The organism is Sphingomonas plantiphila (assembly GCF_046000505.1).
Lineage (GTDB): Bacteria > Pseudomonadota > Alphaproteobacteria > Sphingomonadales > Sphingomonadaceae > Sphingomonas > Sphingomonas plantiphila.
Genome location: NZ_JBELQC010000001.1, coordinates 2,060,343 through 2,083,939 on the forward strand (window position 1 = coordinate 2,060,343; position 23,597 = coordinate 2,083,939).

The following is a 23,597-nucleotide window of genomic DNA, read 5'->3' on the forward strand; positions in this document are numbered from 1 at the left end:
CGCGGAGATGCGGATCGCGATCGTAACCGACGCCTGGGAGCCTCAGGTGAACGGTGTCGTTCGCACGCTTCAGTCGGTGAAGCGCGTGCTGGAGGGGCAGGGGCACAAGGTGCTCGTGATCTCGCCCGAGCGCTTCTATTCGGTGCCGTGCCCAACCTATCCGGAGATCCGGCTGGCGATGGTGCGCAGCCGGACGATCGGCGATCTGCTCGACGAATTTTCACCGCATGCGGTGCATCTGGCGACCGAGGGACCCGTCTGTGTCGCCGCGCGGCGCTGGTGCCTCAAGCATGATTTCCCGTTCACCACCGCCTATCACACCCAGTTTCCGGACTATGTCGAGGCGCGTTCGGGCGTGCCGGCCGAATGGGTGTGGCGCTATATCCGCTGGTTTCATGCGCCGGCGCAGTCGATTCTTGCCTCCACGCCGTCGATCCGCGAAGCGCTGGCCGCGCACGGGCTGACGCAGGTCCGGCATTGGGGCCGGGGGGTGGACCTCGCCAACTTCCGGCCGGGGCTTGCGCCGCATCCTGCGATGGCCGCGCTGGACGGGCCGGTGCAGCTTTATGTAGGGCGTGTGGCGGTCGAGAAAAACCTGGAAGCGTTCCTGGCTTCGGGGCATCCCGGGACGAAGGTGGTGGTGGGCGACGGGCCGGCGCGCAGTGCGCTCGAAGCCAAATATCCCGAGGCGCGCTTTCTGGGGCCCATGTTCGGTGCGGAGCTGGCGAGCGCTTATGCGGCGGCGGACGGGTTCGTCTTCCCCAGCCGGACCGACACATTCGGTCTCGTGATGATCGAGGCGCTGGCGTGCGGGACACCGGTCGCCGCCTATCCGGTGACCGGGCCGGTCGATATCCTGACGCCCGAGACGGGAGCGATGGATGATGACCTGGATGCGGCGATCGCCACGGCATTGACCCGCGATCGTGCGGCGTGCGCGGACTATGGCGCGACCTTCACCTGGGAGGCGAGCGCGGCGCAGTTTCTGGCGGCGCTGGTGCCGATCGTCGAAGAAGCGCGCGCGGCTTAGTTCAGTCCCTCGCCTCCCACGCAAAGCGAGGCGAAGATCGCGTCACCCGTCGCGCTTCCTCGCCCTCCATCGTTAGCGCGCGACATCCCTGTCTATGTGGAGGGGAGGCCGCGCAGCCACACGCCATTGACCCGATATAAAGATATCTTTATATCTCTATGCGCATGAACACCGCACTCGAATCCTTCCGTGCGCTCGCGGATTCCACACGGCTGCGCATCCTGGCGTTGCTGCGGCTGATGGAATTGTCGGTAGGTGAGCTGGCGCAGGTGCTCGGGCAGAGCCAGCCGCGTGTCAGCCGTCACGTCAAGATCCTGTGCGATGCCGGCCTCGCCGAACGACGCAAGGAGGGGAGCTGGGTGTTCGTCGCGCTGGGCGATGCGAAGCGGACCGGGCCGGTCCTGGCCGCGCTCGATGCCTGGCGCAGCGAGACGGAGGATCATTGGGCGATTGCCGACAGCGCCCGGCTGGCCGCGGTCCGCGCCGATCGCGCCGCCGCCGCCGCCGACTGGTTCGAGGCGAATGCCGGTCAATGGGATGCGATCCGCTCGCTGCACGTGGCGGAGGAACAGGTCGAGGCGGCCATGGCGGCCGCGCTGGACGGGATGCCGATCGCGCGGCTGATCGATATCGGTACCGGAACCGGGCGAATGCTGGAGCTGTTCGCGCCGCGCGCGGAGAGCGCGCTGGGGATCGATCGATCGTCGGAGATGCTGCGGCTGGCGCGCGCGAAACTGTCCGAGCAGGGGATCGCCAACGCGGAGCTGCGCCAGGCGGATCTGTATGCGCTGCCGATGAGCGATGGCGAGGCGGATGCGGCGATCTTGCACCATGTGTTGCACTTCGCGCAGCAGCCTGGGGCGGCGATCGGGGAGGCGGCGCGGGTGTTGAACCCGGGCGGGCGGCTGCTGATCGTCGATTTCGCGCCGCACGACCGCGAGGAACTGCGCAGCCGCGAGGGGCATGTGCGGCTGGGCTTCTCGGACGATCAGATGCTCGGCTGGTTCGGCAAGGCGGGGCTGGCGCCGGTCCAGACCCAGACGCTGGAGGGTGGGGCGCTGACGGTGAAATTATGGCTTGGCCGCAAGGCGGGGCAGGCGGGGGAGCAATTGCCGGTGGGCGAGGTGAAGGCGGCATGAGCGTAAGCGTGGACCCGTCGCAGCTGGACCCCGCGGCACCGCCGCTGTTCGCGGATGTGGCGGGCGATATCGATGTGAGCTTCGAATTCTTCCCGCCCAAGACGGAGAAGATGGAAGAAACGCTGTGGGAATCGATCCAGACGCTTTCGCCGCTGAATCCGCGGTTCGTGAGCGTGACCTATGGCGCGGGCGGGACAACGCGCGAGCGCACCCACAACACGGTTGCCCGGATCGCGCGCGAGACGCCGATCGCTGCGGCGGCGCATCTCACCTGTGTCGAGGCGACGCGTGCCGAGATCGATGCGGTCGCCGAGGAATATTGGGCAGCGGGTGTGCGGCATATCGTCGCGCTGCGCGGCGATCCGCCCCGGGCGGGCGAGAAATATTGCACGCATCCCGGTGGCTATGAGAATGCCGCCGATCTGGTCGCCGGGCTGCGCAAGCTGCACCCGTTCGAGATTTCGGTGGCGGCCTATCCCGAATGCCACCCGGATTCGCCCGATGCGGCGCACGACCTGGACAATCTCAAGCGCAAGATCGACAACGGTGCGAACCGGGCGATCACGCAGTTCTTCTTCGAGGCCGATACGTTTCTGCGCTTTCGCGACGCGGCGGCAGCGGCGGGGATCGACGCGGAGATCGTCCCGGGCATCATGCCGGTGATGAGCTTTGCCGCGGTGCAGAAGATGTCGGCGATGTGCGGCACCGATGTCCCTGCGTGGATGGCGCGGCTGTTCGAAGGGCTGGACGACCGTCCCGCCGCGCGACAGCTGGTCGCCGCGACGCTGGCGGCGGAATTGTGCCGCAAGCTGTACGCGGGCGGGGTGCGGCAGTTTCATTTCTACACGCTCAACCGTGCCGAGCTGTCCTATGCGATCTGCCACTTGCTGGGTGTCCGACCCGGGGTGGGGACGGCGAGCGCGGCGGCTTAGCCAGCGGTCGTCACCGCGTCGCCGGGCACGCGTGGAGAGGTTCGAATGACAAGGGCGAGTTTCGCGCTCGCCGAACAGTGGACCCCGGCACAAGGCCGGGGTGACGAGGATTTGACATGACACCACGCGAGAAACTGCTGGCCGAGGCCGCCAAGCGCATCCTGATCACTGACGGGGCGTTCGGGACCGAAATTCAGAGCTGGAAGCTGTCCGAGGCGGATTATGCCGGAGACCTCAACCTGGGGCACGACCAGAAGGGCAATAACGACATCCTCGCGCTCACGCGACCGGATGTGCCCGCGAGCATCCACCGCGCCTATTTCGAGGCGGGGGCGGACATTGCCGAGACCAATACCTTTTCCGCCAATCGGATCAGCCAGGCCGATTATGGCGCCGAGCATCTGGTGCGCGAGATCAATGTCGAGAGCGCGAAGCTCGCCCGCCGCATCGCCGATGAGTTCGAAGCGAAAGATGGCCGCCCACGCTTCGTCGCCGGCGCGCTGGGGCCGACCAACAAGACGCTGTCGCTATCGCCCGATGTCAACGATCCCGGCTATCGCGAGATCGATTTCGATACGCTGAAGGAGGTGTATCGCGAGCAGATCGACGCGCTGGTCGAGGGCGGCGTGGATTTCATCCTGATCGAGACGGTGTTCGACACGCTCAACGCCAAGGCGGGCGTGATGGCGTGCATCGAGGCGGCGAACGACCTCGGCCGCGACCTGCCGATCATGATGTCGATGACGCTGACCGACCTGTCGGGGCGCAACCTGTCGGGCCATACAGTCGAGGCGTTCTGGGCGGCGGTGCGCCATGCCAAGCCGGTGACGATCGGGCTCAACTGCTCGTTCGGGGCGGAACAGCTGCGGCCGCATGTCGCGACGCTCTCCAAGCTCTGCGACACGTTGATCATGGTCTATCCCAATGCGGGGCTGCCCAACGAGCTGGGCGCCTATGACGAGGCGCCGGTGACCACCGCCGGGCTGGTCAAGGAATGGGCCGATCAGGGCCAGGTCAACATCCTGGGCGGTTGCTGCGGATCGACCCCGGCGCATATCCGGGCGATCGCCGAGGCGGTGGCGGAGCTGCCGCCGCGCGCGGTCCCGACGCCGCCGGTGCGGACGCAGCTTGCCGGGCTCGAGCCGTTCGTGATGGCGGCGTGAATGAATCATCACCCCAGCGAAAGCTGGGGTCTCGTGCCGCAAGCGTACGCCAAGTTTTGAAAGATCCCAGCTTTCGCTGGGATGACGAGGATCGACCTTGACTACCACCCCCAGCTCCACCGCCTTCGTCAATATCGGCGAGCGCACCAACGTCACCGGATCGGCCAAGTTCAAGAAGCTGATCATGGCGGGCGACTATACCGCCGCGGTCGAAGTCGCGCGGCAGCAGGTCGAGAATGGCGCGCAGGTGATCGACGTCAACATGGACGAGGGCCTGCTCGACGCGCATGAGGCGATGACGACCTTCCTCAAGCTCATCGCCGCCGAGCCTGATATCGCGCGCGTGCCGGTGATGATCGACAGCTCCAAATGGGACGTGATCGAGGCGGGGCTGAAGTGCGTTTCGGGCAAGCCGATCGTCAATTCGATCAGTATGAAGGAGGGCGTTCCGCAGTTCCTGGACCATGCGCGCAAATGCATGGCCTATGGCGCCGCGGTCGTCGTGATGGCGTTCGACGAGGCCGGGCAGGCGGACACGCAGCAACGCAAGGTCGAGATCTGCGAGCGCGCGTACAAAGAGCTGATGGGCATCGGCTTCCCGCCCGAGGACATCATCTTCGATCCCAACGTGTTCGCGGTCGCGACGGGGATCGAGGAGCACAACAATTACGGCGTCGACTTCATCGAGGCGGTGAAGGAGATCAAGGCGCGCTGCCCGCACGTCCATTTCTCGGGCGGGCTGTCCAACCTGTCGTTCAGCTTCCGCGGCAACGAACCGGTGCGGCGCGCGATGCACAGCGTGTTCCTCTATTACGCCATCCCCGCCGGACTCGACATGGCGATCGTCAATGCCGGACAGCTCGACGTGTACGACACGATCGACCCCGAGCTGCGCACCGCATGCGAGGACGTGATCCTCAACAAGGACCCCGAAGCGGGCGACCGGCTGGTCGCGCTCGCCGAGAAGTTCCGCGGCACCGATGCGGTGGCGGAGAAGCAGGCGGCCGAGTGGCGCGGCTGGGTGGTCGAGAAGCGGCTCGAGCATGCGCTGGTCAAGGGCATCGACCAATATGTCGTCGAGGATACCGAGGAATGCCGGCTGAAGGCGGCCAAGCCGATCGAGGTGATCGAAGGGCCGCTGATGGACGGGATGAATGTCGTCGGTGACCTGTTCGGGTCGGGCAAAATGTTCCTTCCGCAGGTGGTAAAGAGCGCGCGCGTGATGAAAAAGGCGGTTGCGCATCTGCTCCCCTATATCGAGGCGGCGAAGGAGCCGGGGGCGAAGGGCAAGGGCAAGGTCATCATGGCGACCGTCAAGGGCGACGTGCATGACATCGGCAAGAACATCGTCGGCGTCGTCCTGCAGTGCAACGGGTTCGAGGTGGTGGATCTGGGGGTCATGGTCCCCTGGTCGACGATCCTGGAGGCGGCGAACGAGAATGATGCCGACATGATCGGGCTGAGCGGCCTGATCACCCCGTCGCTCGACGAAATGGTCACCGTGGCCGAGGAGATGAAGCGCGCGAAGATGACGATGCCGCTGCTGATCGGCGGGGCGACGACGTCGAAGGTGCATACCGCGCTGCGCATCGCGCCCGCCTATGACGGCCCGGTCGTCCACGTGCTCGACGCCAGCCGCGCGGTCGGGGTCGCCACCACGCTGGTCAGCGACACGATCCGCGACGATTATGTCGCCAAGATCGCGGATGAATATGAGGCGGTGCGCGTTGCCCGCGCCAACAAGGGGCAGAGCGACCTAGTCCCGCTCGCGGTGGCGCGCGACAATGCGTTCGAGGCGGACATGAGCCTCAAGCCCGGCCGGCCGCGCATGCCGGGCGTGCACAATTTCCCCGACTGGGATCTGAAGGACCTGCGCCAATATATCGACTGGACCCCGTTCTTCCGCGCGTGGGAGCTGGCGGGCAATTATCCCGCGATCCTGGAGGACAAGGTGGTCGGCGAGAGCGCGACGAGCCTGTTCGCCGATGCGCAGAAAATGCTCGATCGCATCATCGACGAGAAATGGCTGACCGCGCGCGGCGTCGCGGGCCTGTGGCCGTGCCGTCGGTCGGGCGACGACATCATCGTCCATGTCGAGGACGAGACGCATGTCACGCTGCCGATGCTGCGCCAGCAGATCCAGAAGCGCGAGGGGCGGGCGAACATGTGCCTCGCCGATTTCATCGACCGGCAGGGCGACTGGATCGGCGGGTTCGCGGTGTCGATCCACGGCATCGAGCCGCATCTGGCGCGGTTCAAGGCGGCGATCGACGATTATTCGGACATTCTGCTCAAGGCATTGGCGGACCGGCTGGCCGAGGCCTTCGCCGAGCGGCTGCACCATTTCGTGCGGACGGCGTTGTGGGGGTATGCCGAAGGCGAGCAGCTGACCAACGAGGCGCTGATCAAGGAGCAGTATCGCGGTATCCGGCCGGCGCCCGGCTATCCCGCCTGTCCCGAGCACAGCCTCAAGCCGATCCTGTTCGAGATGTTGGGCGCGCACAAGAAGACCGGAATCACGCTGACCGAAAGCTTCGCGATGCTGCCGACGGCGGCGGTGAGCGGTTTTTACTTCGGGCACCCGCAGGCGGAGTATTTCGGCGTGGCGCGGGTGGGGCGCGACCAGCTGGAGGATTATGCCGCGCGACGCGGGGTGAGCGTGGAACAGGCGGAGCGCTGGCTGCGGCCCAATCTCGACTGAGGGAGCCAGGATCGGCGGAGCCAAAGCCCGGACGGCTCGTTACGCTTCCATCTCAGGATGAGGCGTGGCGTGTGACGAAGCAGATTGTGGTGGTGACGGGCGGCGAGTCGGGCATCGGCGCGGCGTGCGCCAAAGCCTTTGGCGCGGCCGGCGCGCGGGTCGCGGTGCTGTATTTCGCGGATCATGAGGGGGCGCAGGCGAGCGCGGCGGCGGTGACCGATGCGGGCGGCGAGGCGATCACGATCCAGGCCGATGTCAGCGACGAAGCCTCGGTCAATGCGGCGTTCGGCGCGATCGAGGCGCAGTGGGGCGCGGCCGCGGTGCTGGTCAATTCCGCCGGGGTCAACATGACGGGGGTCGCGGTGCGCGACATGCCGCTGGCGCACTGGCAGCGGACGATCGACACCGATCTGACCGGCGCGTTCCTCGCCTCACGCCGTTTCCTGACGGGGAGGGGCGCGGCGACCGGGGGCGATGTCGCGATCATCCAGATTTCGTCGATCCATGCGCATGCGGTACGCGCCGGTGGCGCGGACTATTGCGCGGCGAAGGCCGGGCTGAACAAGCTGGTCGAAACGCTGGCGATCGAGGAGGCGGCGCGTGGCATCCGCGTCAATGCGATCGAGCCCGGCATGATCCTGACGCCGATGAACGCGCGCGCGCAGAGCGACCTGGCCTATCGCGCGTCCCTTGAGCGCAACATCCCCGCCGGGCGCGCGGGCGAGGCGAGCGAGGTCGCCGACCTTGCGGTGTTCCTCGCCTCCGACAAGGCACGTTATATCACCGGGGCGCGGATCCCGATCGACGGGGGACTGTCGCTGATGCAGGCGCTGGGTGCATGACCGATCCCGCTGTCGCCGACCCGCATCGCAAGGACCAGGTCAGCGAAAATCCGATCCAGCTCGACTTCAACGTCAAGCGGATCGAGGCGATCACGCTCGACGGTCCGCCCGAGCTGACCGCGCGCGACCTGATGAGCCCCTATGTCTGGCGCGAGGCCGATGGGCGGTGGGGGATCATGGTGCGCGCCGTCGTCAAGGCGGGGGCGCCGTTCACCGATACCGGGGTGATCTGGGCCGGCTGGAGCGACGACGGACGGCGCTTCACGATGCTCGACGCGCCCTCGATCACCCCCGGCCCGGAAGACCATGACGCCGGCGGCGTCGAGGATCCGACGGTGGTGCGGCGCGCGGACGGCTATGTCGTCTATTATTCGGGCGTGCTGGCCGACCATGCGCATGGCGAGCTCTCCTACGCCTCGGGACCCGCGCTCGACCGGCTGGTCAAGAGCGGCGTCGCGCTCGCCTCGTCCAAGTCGGAGGGCAACACCAAGGAGGCGACCGTCGATCGCACGCCCGATGGCGGCTGGCGATTATTCTACGAATATGCCGCGGACGAGGCGTCGCGCGTCGGGCTGGCGATCGGCGCGGACGTCGCCGGGCCGTGGGAGGAGCAGCCGACCCCGTTCATGCCGCGGGAGAATAGCTGGGACGATTGGCACCTGTCGACCGGGCCGCTGCTGACCGACGACAAGAGTTGCCCGGTGATGTTCTACAATGGCGCGACGCGGGACGCGCGCTGGCGGATCGGGTGGGTGGCGTTCGATGCCGAATACAGACGTGTCGCGGCGCGCGGCATCGAGCCGCTGATCACCCCGCCGCCGGTGGACGATCGCACGGCGACCGATATCGCCTTCGCCGCATCGGTCGCGCATGACGATGACGGGGCGATCTGGCTCTATTACTCGCTGGAGGACCGCAAGCTCGCGCGCGCGCTCATTCGCCGCAGCTAGCGTGTCGCGACCGCGTCAGCAGCGGCCTTGGCGCACATCGAAGCGCGCGCGTCAGCCGATCAGATAGTGGATCGCGACGCAGGTGGAGATGCCGACGGTCAGGTTCATCGGGATGCCGATCTTGAGAAAGTCGGAGAAGCGATAATCGGCGGCGGCATAGACCATGGTGTTGGTCTGGTAGCCGATCGGCGTCGCGAAGCTGGCCGAGGCGGCGAACATCACCGCGAAGATGAGCGTGCGGGGATCCTGGCCGGTCGCCTGGGCCAGACCGATGGCGATCGGAGTCATCAGTACCGCGACCGCATTGTTGGTCACCGTTTCCGTCAGCAGCGACGTCAGGAAATAGAGCACCAGCAGCACGCCGAGCGGGGACAGCAGCGTCAGCCAGGGCGACACCGCGTCGACGATCAGCTGGACCGTGCCGATGCGTTCGAGGCCGCTGCCGATGCCCAGCATCGCGAAGATCAGGACCAGGACGCTGCCGTCGATCGACCGCCACGCCTCGTCCGGATCGATGCAGCCGGTCAGCAGCACGACGCCGACGCCGATCAGCGCCAGCGTCATCACCGGCGCGACCTCGAGCGCCGCGAGCAGCACCACCGCGGCGAGCGTCAGCAGTGCGATCGGCGCACGCCGGCGGCGAAACGCGCGGACGGCGCTGGTATCTTCGGTGATGAGGTTGGTGTTCTCCCGCAACGCGGCGGCCGCATCCTGACCGGCCGCGACGAGCAGATTGTCGGCGGCGCGCAGCCGGACCGATCCGAGGTCGGGGCCGGGCAGGTGGCGCGGCCGCCCGATGCCGAGCACGCGGGCGGGCAGGTTGGAGAGGAAGGGAATGTCGCGCAGATGGCGGCCCAGCGTCGGGTGCGACGGCGCGACGGTGAGCCCGATCAGGCGCACATCGTCCGCGCGCTCGTCCGAGGCGAGCTTGATCGGCGCGCCGATATTCTGGAGCCCCACGATAACGTCGTGGCTGCGCGCCAGCCCGTCGAGTTCGTCCGCCGTACTCGACACGACCAGCCGATCGCCGGACAGCAGGACCGTGTCGGTTTCGGGCGAGCGCAGATGCGTTCCCGCGCGGACGATCGAAATCAGCTTGATGCCGCCGCGCCGCAGGAAGCCGAGATCCGCGACCGTCGACGCGCGGGTCAACAGGTCTTCGGTCAGCTCCAGCTCGGTCAGGTAGCGTAGCTGGTTGCGCTCGGAAATGTCGTTATCGGGCCGCGACGGCAGCAGGTGGCGACCGAGCAGCAAGAGCGTGGTGGCGCCGACGGCCATCGTGACCAGGCCGACGCCGGTAATCTCGAAAATGCCGAACCCGGGCTGTCCATTGGCCTGCGCGACGCCATCGACCAGCAGATTGGTGGAGGTGCCGATCAGTGTCAGCGTCCCGCCGAGGATGGAGAGGTAGGATAGCGGGATCAGCAGCCGCGTTGCCGGCACGCCCACCGCATGCGCCAGCCGGCGCACCAGCGGGATCAGCACGATCACGACCGGCGTGTTGTTGATGAACGCCGGGGCCACGCCGGCGCCGGTCAGCAGCTCCGCCACGGTCCGGCGGGGGTGATTGGCGGCGCGGCGCACCAGCGCGCTCGCCACCGCTTCGATGATCCCGGTTCGCACGAGCGCACCGGACAGGACGAAGAAGGCGGCGATGGTGATCGGCGCGGAATTGGCGAAGGATGCCGTAATCTGGGGCGTGGCGAGCCAGCCGAGCGCGATCATCACCCCTGCGCCGAATACCGCGATCGTCACCGGCGGCATGCGTTCGGTGGCAAAGGCGATGAACAATGCGACGAGGAAGACCAGGCCGATGATCGGTTGATAGGTGGCGAACAGAGCCGGGATCATGTCCGTCACTTGGGTAGGGCCCTTCCGGTCGGCATCACGAGCGTTCTCAACGCGCGGCGACGATAGCGTGCGCCACCGCCTCTGCCACCTTGATCCCGTCGATCGCGGCGGAGAGGATGCCGCCGGCATAGCCCGCGCCTTCGCCCGCCGGGAACAGGCCCGGCGTGTTGAGGCTCTGCAGGTCGGCGCCGCGCGTGATCCGGACCGGACTGGAGGTGCGCGTTTCGACCCCGGTCATGATCGCGTCGGGATGATCGTAGTTGGCGATGCGACGGCCGAAGACGGGAAGCGCTTCGCGAAATGCCTCGATCACGAAGGGCGGGAGGCAGTGGGAGAGGTCGGTCGGGGTGACACCGGGCTTGTAGCTTGGCACCACTTCGCCGATCGCGGTCGAGGGACGCGCGGCGAGCAGGTCGCCGACGCGCTGGACCGGGGCGTTGTAGTTCGATCCGCCCGCGACATAGGCGAGATCCTCGAAGCGCCGTTGGAGCGCGATGCCGGCGAGCGGGCCGCCGGGATAATCGCGTGCGGGATCGATTGCCACCACCATGCCGGAGTTGGCGTTGAATTCGGCACGCGAATATTGGCTCATGCCGTTGGTGACGACGCGGCCCTCCTCGCTGGTCGCGGCGACCACGCGTCCGCCCGGGCACATGCAGAAGCTGTAGACGCTGCGCCCGTTCGACGCGTGGTGGACGAGACTGTAGGCGGCCGGGCCGAGATCGGGATGCTTTGCGCAATTGCCGAAGCGCGCGCGGTCGATCCATGCCTGAGGGTGCTCGATGCGGACGCCGATCGCGAAGGGTTTGGCCTCGACATGCACGCCGCGCGTGTGAAGCATCTCGAACGTCGGCCGAGCGCTGTGCCCCACCGCGAGGACGACCTGGTCGGTTTCGATGAAGCCGCCGTCGTGCAGGTGCAGCCCGCGGAGGTTGCGGTCGGCATCGAGCGCGATGTCGTCGACGCGAGTCTGCCAGCGATATTCGCCGCCGAGCTCCTCGATCGTCGCGCGCAGGCTTTCGACCATCGTGACGAGGCGGAAGGTGCCGATATGCGGGTGCGCCTCCCACAAGATGTCGTCGGGTGCGCCGGCCTTGACGAACTCCTTGAGCACCTTGCGGCCGAGGAAGCGGGGGTCCTTGACCCGGCAATAGAGCTTGCCGTCGGAGAAGGTCCCGGCGCCGCCCTCGCCGAACTGGACGTTGCTGTCGGCATTGAGTTCGCTGCGGCGCCACAGGCCCCAGGTGTCCTTGGTCCGCTGACGCACCACCTTGCCGCGGTCGAGGATGAGCGGGCGGAAGCCCATCTGCGCCAGGATCAGCCCGGCGAACAGGCCGCAGGGACCCGCGCCGATGACGACCGGACGCTTTCCCGTCCAGCCCGCCGGGGCGGTGACGGGCGGACGATAGGTCATGTCGGGGGTCGGGCGGACGTCCTTGTCCCCGGCGAAGCGGGTGAGGACCGCGGCCTCGTTCGCCAGGTCGACGTCGAAGGTATAGACCAGCTGGATCGCGGTGCGGCGGCGGGCGTCGTTGCCGCGCTTGAACAGCGTCCAGCCGCGCAGCTCTTCGCGCGGGATGCCGAGCCGGGCGCAGATCGCGGCGGGAATCGCCTCTGGCGGATGGTCGAGGGGGAGGGAGAGGCCGGACAGGCGGAGCATGCGCACGCCCTAGTCGCTAACCGCGCGCGCCGGAAGGGGGCCTTGCGAGGGGGCGACAACCCGCTAAACCTTTGTCGCAGAGGAATTGGGGGATTCTGGACATGGCGACCGTGGCCGACGAGGCGCTGGCACAGCGCGAGCCGAGCAGGGCGGAGATGCGACAGGTGGTGACCGCATCGTCGCTCGGTACCGTGTTCGAATGGTATGACTTCTTCATCTACGGCACGCTGGCGGCGTCCGGGATCATCGGGCGGACCTTCTTTGCGACCGGCAATCCGGTGATGGAGACGCTTTACGCCTGGGCGGGGTTCGCGGTCGGCTTCGGCTTCCGCCCGCTGGGCGCGGTGCTGTTCGGCTATCTGGGCGACCGGCTCGGCCGCAAATACACGTTCCTCGTCACCATCACGCTGATGGGCGTGGCGACGGCAGGGGTGGGGCTGGTTCCGTCCTATGCCTCGATCGGGGCGGCGGCGCCGATGATCGTGATCGGGCTGCGTATCCTTCAGGGGCTGGCGCTGGGGGGCGAATATGGCGGCGCGGCGATCTATGTCGCCGAGCATTCGCCGCCGGGCCGCGCGGGCTATTACACCAGTTTTATCCAGGCGAGCGTGTCGGCCGGCTTCATCCTGAGCCTGGCGGTGGTACTGACGACGCGGTTCGCGATGCCACAGGGGGCGTTCGACGCATGGGGCTGGCGCGTGCCGTTCATCTTCTCGATCGCGCTGCTCGCCGTCTCGCTTTACATGCGGGTGAGGCTGTCCGAGAGCCCGGTGTTCCGCGCGATGAAGGCATCGGGCGAGGTGGCGCGCAACCCGTTGAAGGAGAGCTTCACCTATCCCGGCAATCTGCGCCGGCTGATCGTCGCATTGTTCGGGATTGCGGCGGGGCTGACGGTGATCTGGTACACCGCGACCTTTTCGGTCCTGTCCTTTCTGCAAGGACCGATGCGGGTCGATCCGGTGACGGCGCAACTGCTGGCGGCCGGGGGCGCGGCGGCGGGATTGTTCTGGTTCGTCCTGTTCGGCAAATTGTCCGACCGGATCGGGCGCAAGAAGCCGATCATCATCGGCTATGGCTTTACCCTGCTGATGCTGTTTCCGCTGTTCTTCGCGATGGGGCATGCCGCCAATCCGGGGCTGGCGGAGGCGGCCAAGCGATCGCCGGTCGTCGTTTCGGGCCCCGATTGCGCCTATGATCCGTTCGCCGCACGGCAGGAGACGACCTGCGGCCAGCTGATGGATTATCTGTCGAAGAAGGGCATTCCCTACACCCAGGCGGTGACGCCGTCGGCATCGGTGGCGATCGGCAGCATCCCGGTCGTGTCGAACACGGCGGTCGATATCGACGCGGCGCTGGCGGATTCGGGTTATTCGCTCGAACCGGTCACGCCGGGCACGGTCGACCTGATCCTGATCCTGATCGCGATCGTCGCGCTGGCGGCGCTTTCGGGTGCGACCTACGGCCCGGTCGCGGCGTTGCTGACCGAGCTGTTCCCGCCGCGCATCCGCTACAGCTCGATGTCGATCCCCTATCATATCGGAACGGGCTATTTCGGCGGATTCCTGCCGCTGATCAGCCAATATATGGTCGCCAAGAGCGGCGATCCCTATTCGGGCCTGTGGTACACCTGGATCGTCGTGGCGATCGCACTGGCGGTGACGGTGTTCATGCTCAAGGAATCGGATACCGCGCAGCCACAAGGATGATTGCGGTTGTCGCACGGTCACCCTAGGTCCGCGCGATGATCCCGGCACCGCATCGCCTGCGCCTCGATTCCGGCGCGCTGATCGCCAACTGGCGCACGCTGGACGCGATGAGCGGCGGCGCCGCGTGCGGCGCGGCGGTGAAGGCCGATGGCTATGGCGTTGGCGCGCATCAGGTGGTGCGTCACCTGGCGGAAACGGGGTGCCGCGACTTCTTCGTCGCGACCTGGCGCGAGGCGCTGGCATTGGCGGATGCGGAGGTCGCGGTCTCGGTGCTGCACGGGGTTCGCGACGAGGATATGGCGCCGGCGCTGGCATCGCGGAGCGCCCGACCTGTGCTGAACAGCGTGCAGCAGGTGCGGCGCTGGCGCGACGGGGGCGGCGGCGCGTGCGACGTGATGGTCGATACGGGGATGAACCGTCTGGGTATCCGTCCCGAGGATGTCGCGGCCGGGCTGCTCGATGGTCTGAGAGTCGAAACGCTGATGAGCCACCTCGCCAGCGCCGACGAGGATGTCGCCTTCAATGCGGTGCAGCGCGATACGCTTGCGGGGTTGCGCGGACGCTGCGCGGCGCGGCGAATTAGCCTCGCCAACTCGGCCGGCATCGGCCTGGGTCCCGACTACGCGTTCGACCTGACGCGGCCGGGCATCGCGCTCTATGGTGGCGTCGTCAGCCCGGCATTTGCGGGCCGGATCGCGCAGGTCGTGACCCCGCAGGCGCAGATCCTGCAGCGCCGACTGGTCCCGGCGGGGCAGGGGGTGGGCTATAACCTCACCTGGACGGCGACGGCGGACACCGAGGTCGCGATCCTCAACCTGGGCTATGCCGACGGCTATCTGCGCTGTTTTTCGGGGAAGGGGCTGGCCTGTTCCGCGGACGGCATCGCGCTGCCGGTGATCGGTCGGGTTTCGATGGACCTGACCGCGATCGACGTCGCCGCTGCGCCCGATCTGGCGGAAGGGGACTGGGTCTCGATCGCCTACGACTTGCCGGCGATGTCGGCCGTGTCCGGCCTGTCGCAATATGAGCTGATTACCGGGTTGGGACCCCGGTTCGACCGGATCTGGGCGTAGGTCCGCAACCGGTTCAGCGTTGCGAAAGGCGCGATCCGCTACCATCTTGAGTAAGAACAGGAGTGGAGTGAATCGCATGCGTAAAATGCTTATCGCCGCCGCCTTCGCCGCCCTGACCCTTCCGGGCATGGCGTCGGCAGACGAAAAACCGAACCCCAAGGGCGAAGCCGAACTCGCCAAGATGCTGGAGGGCCGCGTCGCCGGCAAGCCGGTCAAGTGCCTGCCGACCTATTCGATGGACAACAGCACCATCATCGATCGCACCGCGATCGTCTATCGCAGCGGGAGCAAGCTGTACGTCAACCGTCCGCGTTCGGGCGCGGGATCGCTTGACGACGACGATATCCTGCTGACCAAGCTTTATGGCAGCCAGCTGTGCAATATCGACAAGGTCGACCTGCTGGATCGCACGTCGCGCATGTGGAACGGCTTCGTCGTTCTGGGCGACTTCGTGCCCTATGAGAAGGTGCGCACCAGCGCGCGCTGATCTGCCCGGGTACGGCTCGAGCGCGTTGACCCGCTGACGCGAACGGGCGAGGATCAGGTGCATGATCCCGCCCGAACTCGCGTCGAAACTTCAGTCGATCCACGCCACGCTCCAGCGCGGGGATGCGGCGAGCGCACGTAGCGCGATCTCCCCGCTCGTCACTGCACATGCCGGAGAGGCGACCGTGGTGCAGCTCGCAGCGATGATCGAGCGCGCGGCAGGCGACCTGGGTGCGGCGCGCGATGTCGTGACACGCGGGATCGCCGCGGGCGCCTTTACGCCGCAGCTTGGCAACATGCTGGGCAATATTCTGCGCGACCTCAAGGACGATGCCGCCGCCGATGCCGCCTATGGCGAGGCAATCGCCGCCGATCCGACCTATGTCGATCCCTATATCAATCGCGGCCAGCTGGCGGCGAGCGCAGGCGATCACGATGCCGCGATCCGATGGCTGCGCGAGGCGTGCCGGATCGCGCCGCGCTCGGCGCTTGCGCATGTCAGCCTGGGCAATGCGTTGCGACAGCGCGGCGACCATGCCGAAGCGGTCGAGATGCTTCGCCAGGCGCAGGCGATCGATCCCGCGCGGGCGACGACGTCGCTGCATCTGGGCGTCGCGCTGAATGCGGCGGGGGATCCGCGCGGTGCCATTGCTGCCTATGAGCGCGCCCGTGCCGCCGGGCTCGACAGCCCGGAACTCGCGAATAATCGTGCGGCGGCGCTGATCGAGCTGGGCGATATCGATGGAGCGTTCCGCCTGCTGGACGGGCTTACCGCATCGGCCCCCGCCTATATGGCTGGGCATCACGCGCGGGCGCGGCTGGTATGGGAATTCGGGATCGATCGCGATCCGTTCGAGAGCTTTGCTGCGCTGGCGCGAAGCTATCCGCGCGAGCCGATCGTCTGGGAAAGCTGGTGTGCGGCGCTGAGCGGGTTTCGCCAATATGACAAGGCCGCGGAGATCGCCGCGCGGGGGATCGCCGCCACGGGTGGGACGCCGACGCTGCACCTGGCAAGCGCAATGGCGCACAGCGAGGAAGGGCAGCTTGACGCAGCGGACGCCGGTTTCGCGGCAGCGTGCGGCGTGCTGGGTGCGCGATCGGACTATCGCGTCGCCTTGACCCGGCATCTGTTGCGTCGCCGCGATCCGGCGCGCGCGGCGGCGGAGGCGCAAGCGTGTTGCGATGCCGATCCCACCAATCAGCTTGCCTGGGCCTATCTGGGGACGGCGTGGCGCCTGCTGGGCGATCCACGCGAACATTGGCTGCATGACTATGAGCGGCACGTCGGGCTGATCGAGCTGGCGCCCGAGACGAGCGACGCGGGGGAGGTGGTGGAGCGAATCGCCACGGCGCTGCGTCGCCTGCACATCACCCGGAATCATCCCGCCGACCAGACGCTGCGCAACGGGACCCAGACGGCGGGGGCGCTGTTCACCCGCCCCGAGCCCGAAATTGCCGAGCTGAAGGCGATGATCGCGCGCGCGGTACGCGGCTATATCGATGCGCTGCCGAGCGATGATGCGCACCCGATGCTGAACCGCAAGTCCACAGACTTTCGCTTTTCCGGCTCATGGTCGGTGCGGCTGGGCCGATCCGGCTTTCACATCAACCATGTCCACTCGGATGGCTGGATCAGTTCGGCCTGCTATTTTGCGCTGCCGCCCGATGATCCGGCCGACGCGCCCGACGCCGGTGCGCTCCAGCTTGGCGCCCCGCCAGAGGAGTTGGGGCTGGATTTGCCGTACAGACGGATCATCACGCCCCGCGTCGGGGCGCTCGCCCTGTTCCCGTCCTCGATGTGGCACGGAACGCTGCCCTTTTCCGGGGATGCCGAGCGGCTGACGGTGGCGTTCGACGTCGTTCCCGCGCGCTGAGGCATCGTCGATCGTAGTGCGCCGGGCCGCTTCAAGCGGGGGGCGACGACGCGTACCCGTTCCGCGCACATCAAGCCCTCGCACGCTCCCGCCAGCGGAAGCGGATCGGCGCTTCCCATTCCGCGACGCATAAAAAAACGGCGGGGATTTCTCCCCGCCGTTCGTAGTTCGACTTGATCGTTACGATCAGAGCTTGATCTTCGCCTGGAAGGTGAAGTTCCGGCCCAGCGCGTAGCTGTCGTAGAAGTTGATGTTGGTGTTGGCCTGCTCGAAGAAGCCACCCGCGGTCTGCGGCGGGAACTTGTCGAGGAGGTTGTTCACGATGCCGGTCAGCTCGAAATTGTCGGTGACCGCATAGCGGAGCGACAGGTTGACGAGGTTCAGGTCGGGCACGCGGCAGCCGCCGGGGCTGCAGAGACCCTCGAAGGTACCACCGACATAGTCCTGACGACCACCCTGGCGCCACACGTAGCGCACCTGGCCGGTGAACTTGTCCGTGCGGTAGCCGGCGGTCAGCGTGTTGCCCCAGCGGAACGTCACGCCACCGATGCCGCCTTCGGCAGTGTCGGCATAGTTGGTGCCGCCGATGTCGTACTTGTCGACATAGGTGGTCAGGTTGCTGATGAAGACGCGTGCGCCGTCACCGACCGGAACCGACCAGTCGAAGCCGACGTCCACACCCGCCGTGGTCAGCGGGGTCGGGCTGTTCAGGCGACCGACGTTGACTGCAACGATCTGACCCGAACCCGGATCGCGCTGAATGTTGGCGCACGATGCGGCGATCGACTGCGAGTAGCACTGGTTCAGGTAGAACTGGGGCGACTGGCCGGCGATGCGGTTGGTCAGTTCGATGTTGTAGTAGTCGATCGTCAGGTTGAGCTGACCGCCCAGAACGCGACCCGGCGAAATCACCGCGCCGACCGTCCAGGTCTCGGCCTTTTCTTCGGTCAGGTTCGGGTCGCCGAAGGCGAAGCCCTGTGCCTGGCTGTTGGCAGCCGAGAAGGTGTCGATCAGAGCAGCCGGAACGCCGAAGGCAAGGCAGTTCGCGCGGGTGGTCGCCGTGCGGGTAGCCGTCGCGTTGCAGGGGTCGACCGTGCTGTAGAAGCCCTGGTCACCGTTCTGGAACAGCTCGAACACGTTCGGCGCGCGCGCCGCACGGTTGTAGGTACCGCGGAAGCGGACTTCCTTGATCGGAGCGAATTCGACTTCGGCCTTCCAGTTGAACAGGCCGCCGATCGACGAATAGTCCGAATAACGCGCACCGGCGCCGACTGCGAGCATGTCGGGGAATCCGTCGCCGCCGAGGATCGGCAGGCGGACTTCGCCGTAGACTTCCTTGACGTTGATCGAGCCGTTGATCGACTGAGCAGCGTTGAAGCCGTAGATGTTGCCCGTGCGCATCGCATCGTCGACCACGGTCGAACCCGTGTCCTTGCGATACTCGACGCCGACTGCGAGGCCGGCAGCGCCGCCCGGCAGTTCGAACAGTTCGCCGGTCAGGTTGGCCGCGGCGCGGACCTGCTCGAACGATTCCTGCGTCTGCGTGTCGATCTGGACGAAGTTGACCATCGCCGGCGTCAGCGTGTTCTGACCGAAGATGTCGAGCGGCACGCAGCCCGGCAGCGAGCCGGTCGGGCAGCCGTTCAGACCCTGGGTCACCGCGGTGCGGTTGATGTTGCCGATGCCGCGCAGTGCGTTGTCGACGCGGCCGTAGCTGGCAATCGCATTGACGTTCCAGCCGTTGCCGAGGTCATGCTCGATAACGCCACGGATGCTGAACGAGTCGGTCTTGAAGCGGCCATCGCGCGGACCGGTCTCGGTGAAGCGACGGGTCATCGTGAACGGCGCCGTCGGGTTCGGGCGCGTTGCCAGAGCCGCAGCCAGGTCCGCCGGGATCAGCGGCGAGTTGTACGGAACAACGATGCCGGTTGCAGGCGTCGGTGCCAGGTTGACCTGCTGGTTCGCCTGGGTGAACGCACTGTAGAAGCGGAACATCGTGTCATCGCCCAGCTCGTAGCTGCCGATCGCCGAGAAGTTCAGGCGGTCGTACGGGGTGATGAGGTAGTTCGCCGGCGCGAAGTTGTAGCGCGACGAGCCATATTCACGGTTCGGACCGTCACCGATGGTGCACGCGCCGCTGCCATAGGTCGGCGACAGCGCGCCGTTCGGAGCGAAGGTCAACGTGCCGAGCGAGCGGCCGCAGCCTGCCGGGGTGAGGGCCGGGTTGAAGCCAGGCAGCGTGTTGAGGAACGCCGTGTTGAACGGGTTCGCAGCGCTGTTGGTGATCGTGCCCCAGGCCGGGGTGCCCGAACCGCCGGGTGCGCCGATGTCGGCGTAGCTGGCGAGACGCTCACGCGGATCGTCGATGACGACGAGGTTGCCGCTGGCCGTGTCATAGAGAACGGCGCTCGAGGTGCGCGAATAGTCGAAACGGTCCTGGCCGACGCCTTCACGGTCGAAATACGACGCGTACAGGGTGATGTTGCCCTTGCCGTCGGCGAAGTTGCCGCCGAACATGCCCGAGATGGAGTGGTTGAAGCCCACGCCCTCTTCGGCGATGTTGGTCTGCGCGGTGATCTCCATGCCTTCGTAATCGTCACGAAGGATGAAGTTGACGACGCCCGCGATCGCGTCCGAACCGTAAACGGCCGAAGCGCCGCCGGTCACAACGTCGACGCGCTGGATCAGGCCGACCGGGATCTGCGAGATGTCGGTCACGCCGGTGGTGGTCGAAGCCGGGAGACGCTCACCGTTCAGCAGGATGAGCGTGCGGCCCGGGCCAAGGCCACGCAGGTCGAGGGTGGCGAAGTTCTCACCGCCCGAGTTGTTCGACACGCGGGTGTTGCCCGGAATGACCTGCGGCAGTTCGTTGACGAGGTTTTCGAGCGTCTGCGTGCCGGTCAGAGCGATCTGCTCGGCCGAAACGGTGGTGACGGGGCTGGGCGCCTCCAGGTCGGGACGCGCGATGCGGGTGCCGGTGATGGTGACGGTGGTGGGCGCATCTTCTTCTTGCGCGCCATCCGTGACCTGCGCGAACGCAGGCGTCGCCGCCATCGACGCGCCGATCAGCAGCGTCGACGCCATCAGGCGAGTGCGGAAAACAGATTTCATAGGTTCTAAACCCCCTAAGACTGACCTTGAAATGGTCATGCGGTTGGCCCGGCTACCGGTCGTGTGGCTGCGGGCGCTGCGGGGAGTTGTAAGTTGGGGTTCATCTTTGCCGCAATGCGATAACCGCGCTGTCATGGATTTTCGTAACCTGTGTGACAAATTCGACACATATTCGAAACATGGGGTTCGGGGTGGCGATCCGTGCACGGTCGTGGCAGCGTGTCCCGATCCAGAATCGGCCCGCTCGGCCGGACAGGGAGGGAGTTCGTGATGCGCCTGATCCTCGTGGCAACGGCAATCGGAAGTCTGGCGACGCCCGCCAGCGCACAGGAGGCAAAGCCATCCCCGTTGGTCGAGGATGTGACCAAATGCCGCGCGATCACCGATCCGACCGCGCGACTCGCCTGCTTCGACTCGGCCGTCGCTGCACTGCAAGACGCGCGCGACAAGAAAGAGATCGTGGTCGTGACACGGGAATCGGTGCGCGATACGCGGCGGCGGCTTTTCGGGATCGCGCTGCCCAAGATCAAGCTGTTCGGCGGCGACGACGACGAGGAAGAGCGCGAGGAGATCAAGGAGATCACCGCCAAGATCGACCGCGCCTGGCGCAGCGGCTACGACCGCTGGACGATCAAGCTCGAGGACGGATCGACCTGGCAGACGCTCGAGCCATTCCCCTCCGCCGAACCCAAGACCGGCGATTCCATCACAATCCGCCGCGCGGCGCTCGGCAGCTTCATGGGATCGGTCAACGGGCTGCGGTCGGCGCGGATCAAGCGGATCGACTGACGGGGTGCGCGGTGTCGCCGCGCACCCGCCCGATCATCCCCGCTCGACGCACATGGCGATGCCCATCCCGCCACCGATGCACAGCGTCGCCAGACCCTTTTTCGCGTCGCGGCGCTGCATTTCGTAGAGGAGGGTGGTGAGCACGCGCGCACCGCTCGCGCCGATCGGATGGCCGATGGCGATGGCGCCGCCATTGACGTTGACCTTGTCCGGATCGAGGGAGAGTTCCTTGCCGACGCACAGCGCCTGAGCGGCAAAGGCTTCGTTGGCCTCGATCAGATCGAGGTCGGCGACGGTCCATCCGGCCTTTTCGAGCGCCTTTTTCGAAGCCGGCACCGGGCCGATCCCCATGATCGAAGGGTCGACGCCCGCGGTCGCCCAGCTCTTGATCGTGGCGAGAACCGGTGCGCCGCGCTTTTCGGCTTCCGCGCGGCTCATCACCACCAGCGCGGCGGCGCCGTCGTTGATGCCCGAGGCGTTGGCAGCGGTGACGGTGCCATCCTTCTTGAAGGCAGGGCGCAGCCCGCTGACGGCGTCGAGTGTCGCGCCAGCGCGGATATATTCATCCTGGTCGACCACCGTCTCGCCCTTGCGCGTCTTGAGCGTGACCGGGGCAATCTCGTCCTTGAACTTTCCGTCGGCGCGCGCCTGTTCGGCGAGATTCTGCGAACGGACGGCGAATTCGTCCTGCTCGCCGCGGGTCACCTGATACTGCTCTGCCAGATTCTCGGCGGTGATGCCCATGTGATAGCCGTTGAACACGTCGGTCAGGCCGTCCTTGATCATCGTGTCGACCAGCGCGACGTCGCCCATCTTCGCACCCGCACGCAGCGTCTGGGCGTGCGCGGACTGCGACATCGATTCCTGGCCGCCCGCGACGACGATGGTCGCGTCGCCGGTCTGGATCGCCTGTGCCGCCAGCGCGACTGCGCGGAGGCCCGAGCCACAGACCTGGTTGAGGCCCCAGGCTGGAACTTCCTTGGGCACGCCCGCCGCCATCGACGCCTGGCGCGCGGGATTCTGGCCCTGCGCGGCGGTGAGCACCTGGCCCAGGATGACTTCGGAAACTTCTTCGCCCTTCACCCCGGCCTGCTCCAGCGCCGCCTCGATCGCGATGCGGCCGAGTTCGTGGGCGGGCGTGGCGGCGAAGGCGCCGAGAAAGCTGCCGACAGGGGTGCGCTTGGCGGCGGTGATGACGACTTCGGTCATGGGAACTCCTTGAATTGCGGCCGTGCGCGCCGGGCATCGCCAGTGCGCCTTGCTTGCGCGCTATCTAGCGACTGGGCCGCCGCTTCGCCAGCACCGGCGCGCATTCAGTCGGAGACGATCTCGCCCGATGCGGCGTAGCGGGTGCTTCCTTTGAAGCCTGCCTTCCATCGTATCACGCCGCTGGCGGTGCATCCCGCGACCCCCGAGGGGATCATGCGCAGCGCACTCGCACAGCTCAGTTGCACCCGGTCCGCGTTCGAGCCTTCGCATTCATTGTCACCGATGCGGCCGGCAAACCGGGCGGTCACCCGTTCCCCCTCGGCCGATAGCGCAGGGTCGGTCAGCGCGAACATGATCCGACTCCCTGCTGCCCGCTCGTTGGAGCGGCAGGCGCGAAAGACCGGCTCGCTGCGTCGATCCTCTTCGATCTTCAATTCGGTGAAGCTGATCTGCACGGGCATCGAACTGCGTTCCCACGGTCCACGCTCCTCGCGCGCAATCCGGCGCAACCGATCGCCGAGCGGTGACGTGGGATCGAGATCGGCGATGCGCGCGGCGATTTCGTCGTCGCCGCAGGTCGCGCCGCATCCGCCCGCGGGGCGGCTGCCCTGTTGCAATTGCGCGATACGTGCGTCGCGTCGCGCGATCTCGATATCCTTGTCCCTCAGGCGCTTCGCGAACGGCTCAACGGCCTCATCGATTGCGCGCGACCGCGCGGCGCGGCGCTCGCTCTCGTCCTTGAGGGGGGCGAGGAGTGCGAACATGACGCCGACCAAGATGGCCGCCGCACCGCCGAGTTGAAGCATCGGGGTCTTGAACGATGCGCCGATCGCGCCGTCGAGGATGTGATAGGCGATAGAGGCGGCAAGGACGCCCGCGAACAGCGCCGTGATCGCGGCGCTTTCGAACCAGCCGAAGCCGAACGCGATCGCTACGGCCGCGCTGAGTAGCAGCACGGCAAGGAGAATGGCGATCTGGCGCGCTGATTGCGTGTTCGCGAGCGCGCGAGGAGTTGCAGCATCGGGGGATACCGCAGGCTGTTCCGGTTCAAGTGCCATCGCCCCTCCCAATTCGCAACGCT

General features: G+C 66.8%; 17 protein-coding genes. 12 read left to right on the plus strand and 5 right to left on the minus strand.

Going from position 1 to position 23,597, the window contains the following annotated elements:
• Positions 1-7: 7 nt before the first annotated feature.
• The 7 genes from ABS767_RS09800 (at position 8) to ABS767_RS09830 (ending at position 8,757) form a co-directional block, all read left to right on the plus strand.
• The gene (locus ABS767_RS09800; protein ID WP_408078680.1) at positions 8-1,030 is read left to right on the plus strand and encodes a glycosyltransferase family 4 protein; all 1,023 of its coding nucleotides are present in this window, start codon (positions 8-10) and stop codon (positions 1,028-1,030) included.
• Positions 1,031-1,194: 164 nt separating this feature from the next.
• Positions 1,195-2,169 (plus strand): ArsR/SmtB family transcription factor, encoded by a 975-nt coding sequence (locus ABS767_RS09805; protein ID WP_408078169.1) that lies wholly within the window; start codon positions 1,195-1,197, stop codon positions 2,167-2,169.
• Complete coding sequence (gene metF / locus ABS767_RS09810) at positions 2,166-3,101, plus strand: methylenetetrahydrofolate reductase (protein ID WP_408078170.1); 936 nt, start codon at positions 2,166-2,168, stop codon at positions 3,099-3,101. Before ABS767_RS09805 ends, metF begins: the two co-directional genes overlap by 4 nt.
• Positions 3,102-3,217: 116 nt before the next feature.
• Positions 3,218-4,264 (plus strand): homocysteine S-methyltransferase family protein, encoded by a 1,047-nt coding sequence (locus ABS767_RS09815; protein ID WP_408078171.1) that lies wholly within the window; start codon positions 3,218-3,220, stop codon positions 4,262-4,264.
• 97 nt (positions 4,265-4,361) lie between these two features.
• A complete protein-coding gene (gene metH, locus ABS767_RS09820) occupies positions 4,362-6,965 on the plus strand; it encodes a methionine synthase (protein WP_408078172.1) in 2,604 nt (867 codons plus the stop codon).
• Positions 6,966-7,036: 71 nt separating this feature from the next.
• On the plus strand, positions 7,037-7,807 hold the full coding sequence (locus ABS767_RS09825) for an SDR family NAD(P)-dependent oxidoreductase (protein ID WP_408078173.1): 771 nt from the start codon (positions 7,037-7,039) through the stop codon (positions 7,805-7,807).
• Complete coding sequence (locus ABS767_RS09830) at positions 7,804-8,757, plus strand: glycoside hydrolase family protein (RefSeq protein ID WP_408078174.1); 954 nt, start codon at positions 7,804-7,806, stop codon at positions 8,755-8,757. Before ABS767_RS09825 ends, ABS767_RS09830 begins: the two co-directional genes overlap by 4 nt.
• A 51-nt stretch (positions 8,758-8,808) precedes the next feature.
• Here the strand turns inward: ABS767_RS09830 and ABS767_RS09835 are convergent, their stop codons facing one another.
• Positions 8,809-10,608, minus strand: a complete 1,800-nt coding sequence (locus tag ABS767_RS09835; RefSeq protein ID WP_408078175.1) for an SLC13 family permease — start codon at positions 10,606-10,608, stop codon at positions 8,809-8,811.
• Between the two features lie 46 nt (positions 10,609-10,654).
• Positions 10,655-12,268 (minus strand): NAD(P)/FAD-dependent oxidoreductase, encoded by a 1,614-nt coding sequence (locus ABS767_RS09840; protein WP_408078176.1) that lies wholly within the window; start codon positions 12,266-12,268, stop codon positions 10,655-10,657.
• 101 nt (positions 12,269-12,369) lie between these two features.
• On the opposite strand from ABS767_RS09840, the gene ABS767_RS09845 reads away from it, so the two are divergent.
• The 4 genes from ABS767_RS09845 to ABS767_RS09860 all read left to right on the plus strand — a co-directional run bounded on the left by ABS767_RS09845 (position 12,370) and on the right by ABS767_RS09860 (position 17,407).
• A complete protein-coding gene (locus tag ABS767_RS09845) occupies positions 12,370-13,974 on the plus strand; it encodes an MFS transporter (protein WP_408078177.1) in 1,605 nt (534 codons plus the stop codon).
• Between the two features lie 35 nt (positions 13,975-14,009).
• Positions 14,010-15,047 carry an alanine racemase gene (locus ABS767_RS09850; protein ID WP_408078178.1) on the plus strand — a complete coding sequence of 346 codons (1,038 nt, stop codon included), beginning with the start codon at positions 14,010-14,012 and terminating at the stop codon, positions 15,045-15,047.
• A gap of 76 nt (positions 15,048-15,123) precedes the next feature.
• Positions 15,124-15,534: a hypothetical protein gene (locus ABS767_RS09855; RefSeq protein WP_408078179.1), complete on the plus strand. Its 411-nt coding sequence runs from the start codon at positions 15,124-15,126 to the stop codon at positions 15,532-15,534.
• A gap of 61 nt (positions 15,535-15,595) precedes the next feature.
• On the plus strand, positions 15,596-17,407 hold the full coding sequence (locus tag ABS767_RS09860; RefSeq protein ID WP_408078180.1) for a putative 2OG-Fe(II) oxygenase: 1,812 nt from the start codon (positions 15,596-15,598) through the stop codon (positions 17,405-17,407).
• A gap of 186 nt (positions 17,408-17,593) precedes the next feature.
• Here the strand turns inward: ABS767_RS09860 and ABS767_RS09865 are convergent, their stop codons facing one another.
• Positions 17,594-20,491, minus strand: a complete 2,898-nt coding sequence (locus ABS767_RS09865) for a TonB-dependent receptor plug domain-containing protein (protein WP_408078181.1) — start codon at positions 20,489-20,491, stop codon at positions 17,594-17,596.
• 297 nt (positions 20,492-20,788) lie between these two features.
• Between ABS767_RS09865 and ABS767_RS09870 the strand changes: the two genes are divergently transcribed.
• Positions 20,789-21,307: a hypothetical protein gene (locus ABS767_RS09870; RefSeq protein WP_408078182.1), complete on the plus strand. Its 519-nt coding sequence runs from the start codon at positions 20,789-20,791 to the stop codon at positions 21,305-21,307.
• 33 nt (positions 21,308-21,340) lie between these two features.
• Here ABS767_RS09870 and ABS767_RS09875 read toward each other — a convergent pair whose 3' ends face one another.
• Positions 21,341-22,516, minus strand: coding sequence for an acetyl-CoA C-acetyltransferase (locus ABS767_RS09875; protein ID WP_408078183.1), 1,176 nt, complete (start codon positions 22,514-22,516; stop codon positions 21,341-21,343).
• A 104-nt stretch (positions 22,517-22,620) separates the two neighbouring features.
• The gene (locus ABS767_RS09880) at positions 22,621-23,574 is read right to left on the minus strand and encodes a hypothetical protein (RefSeq protein ID WP_408078184.1); all 954 of its coding nucleotides are present in this window, start codon (positions 23,572-23,574) and stop codon (positions 22,621-22,623) included.
• Between the last annotated feature and the right edge of the window lie 23 nt (positions 23,575-23,597).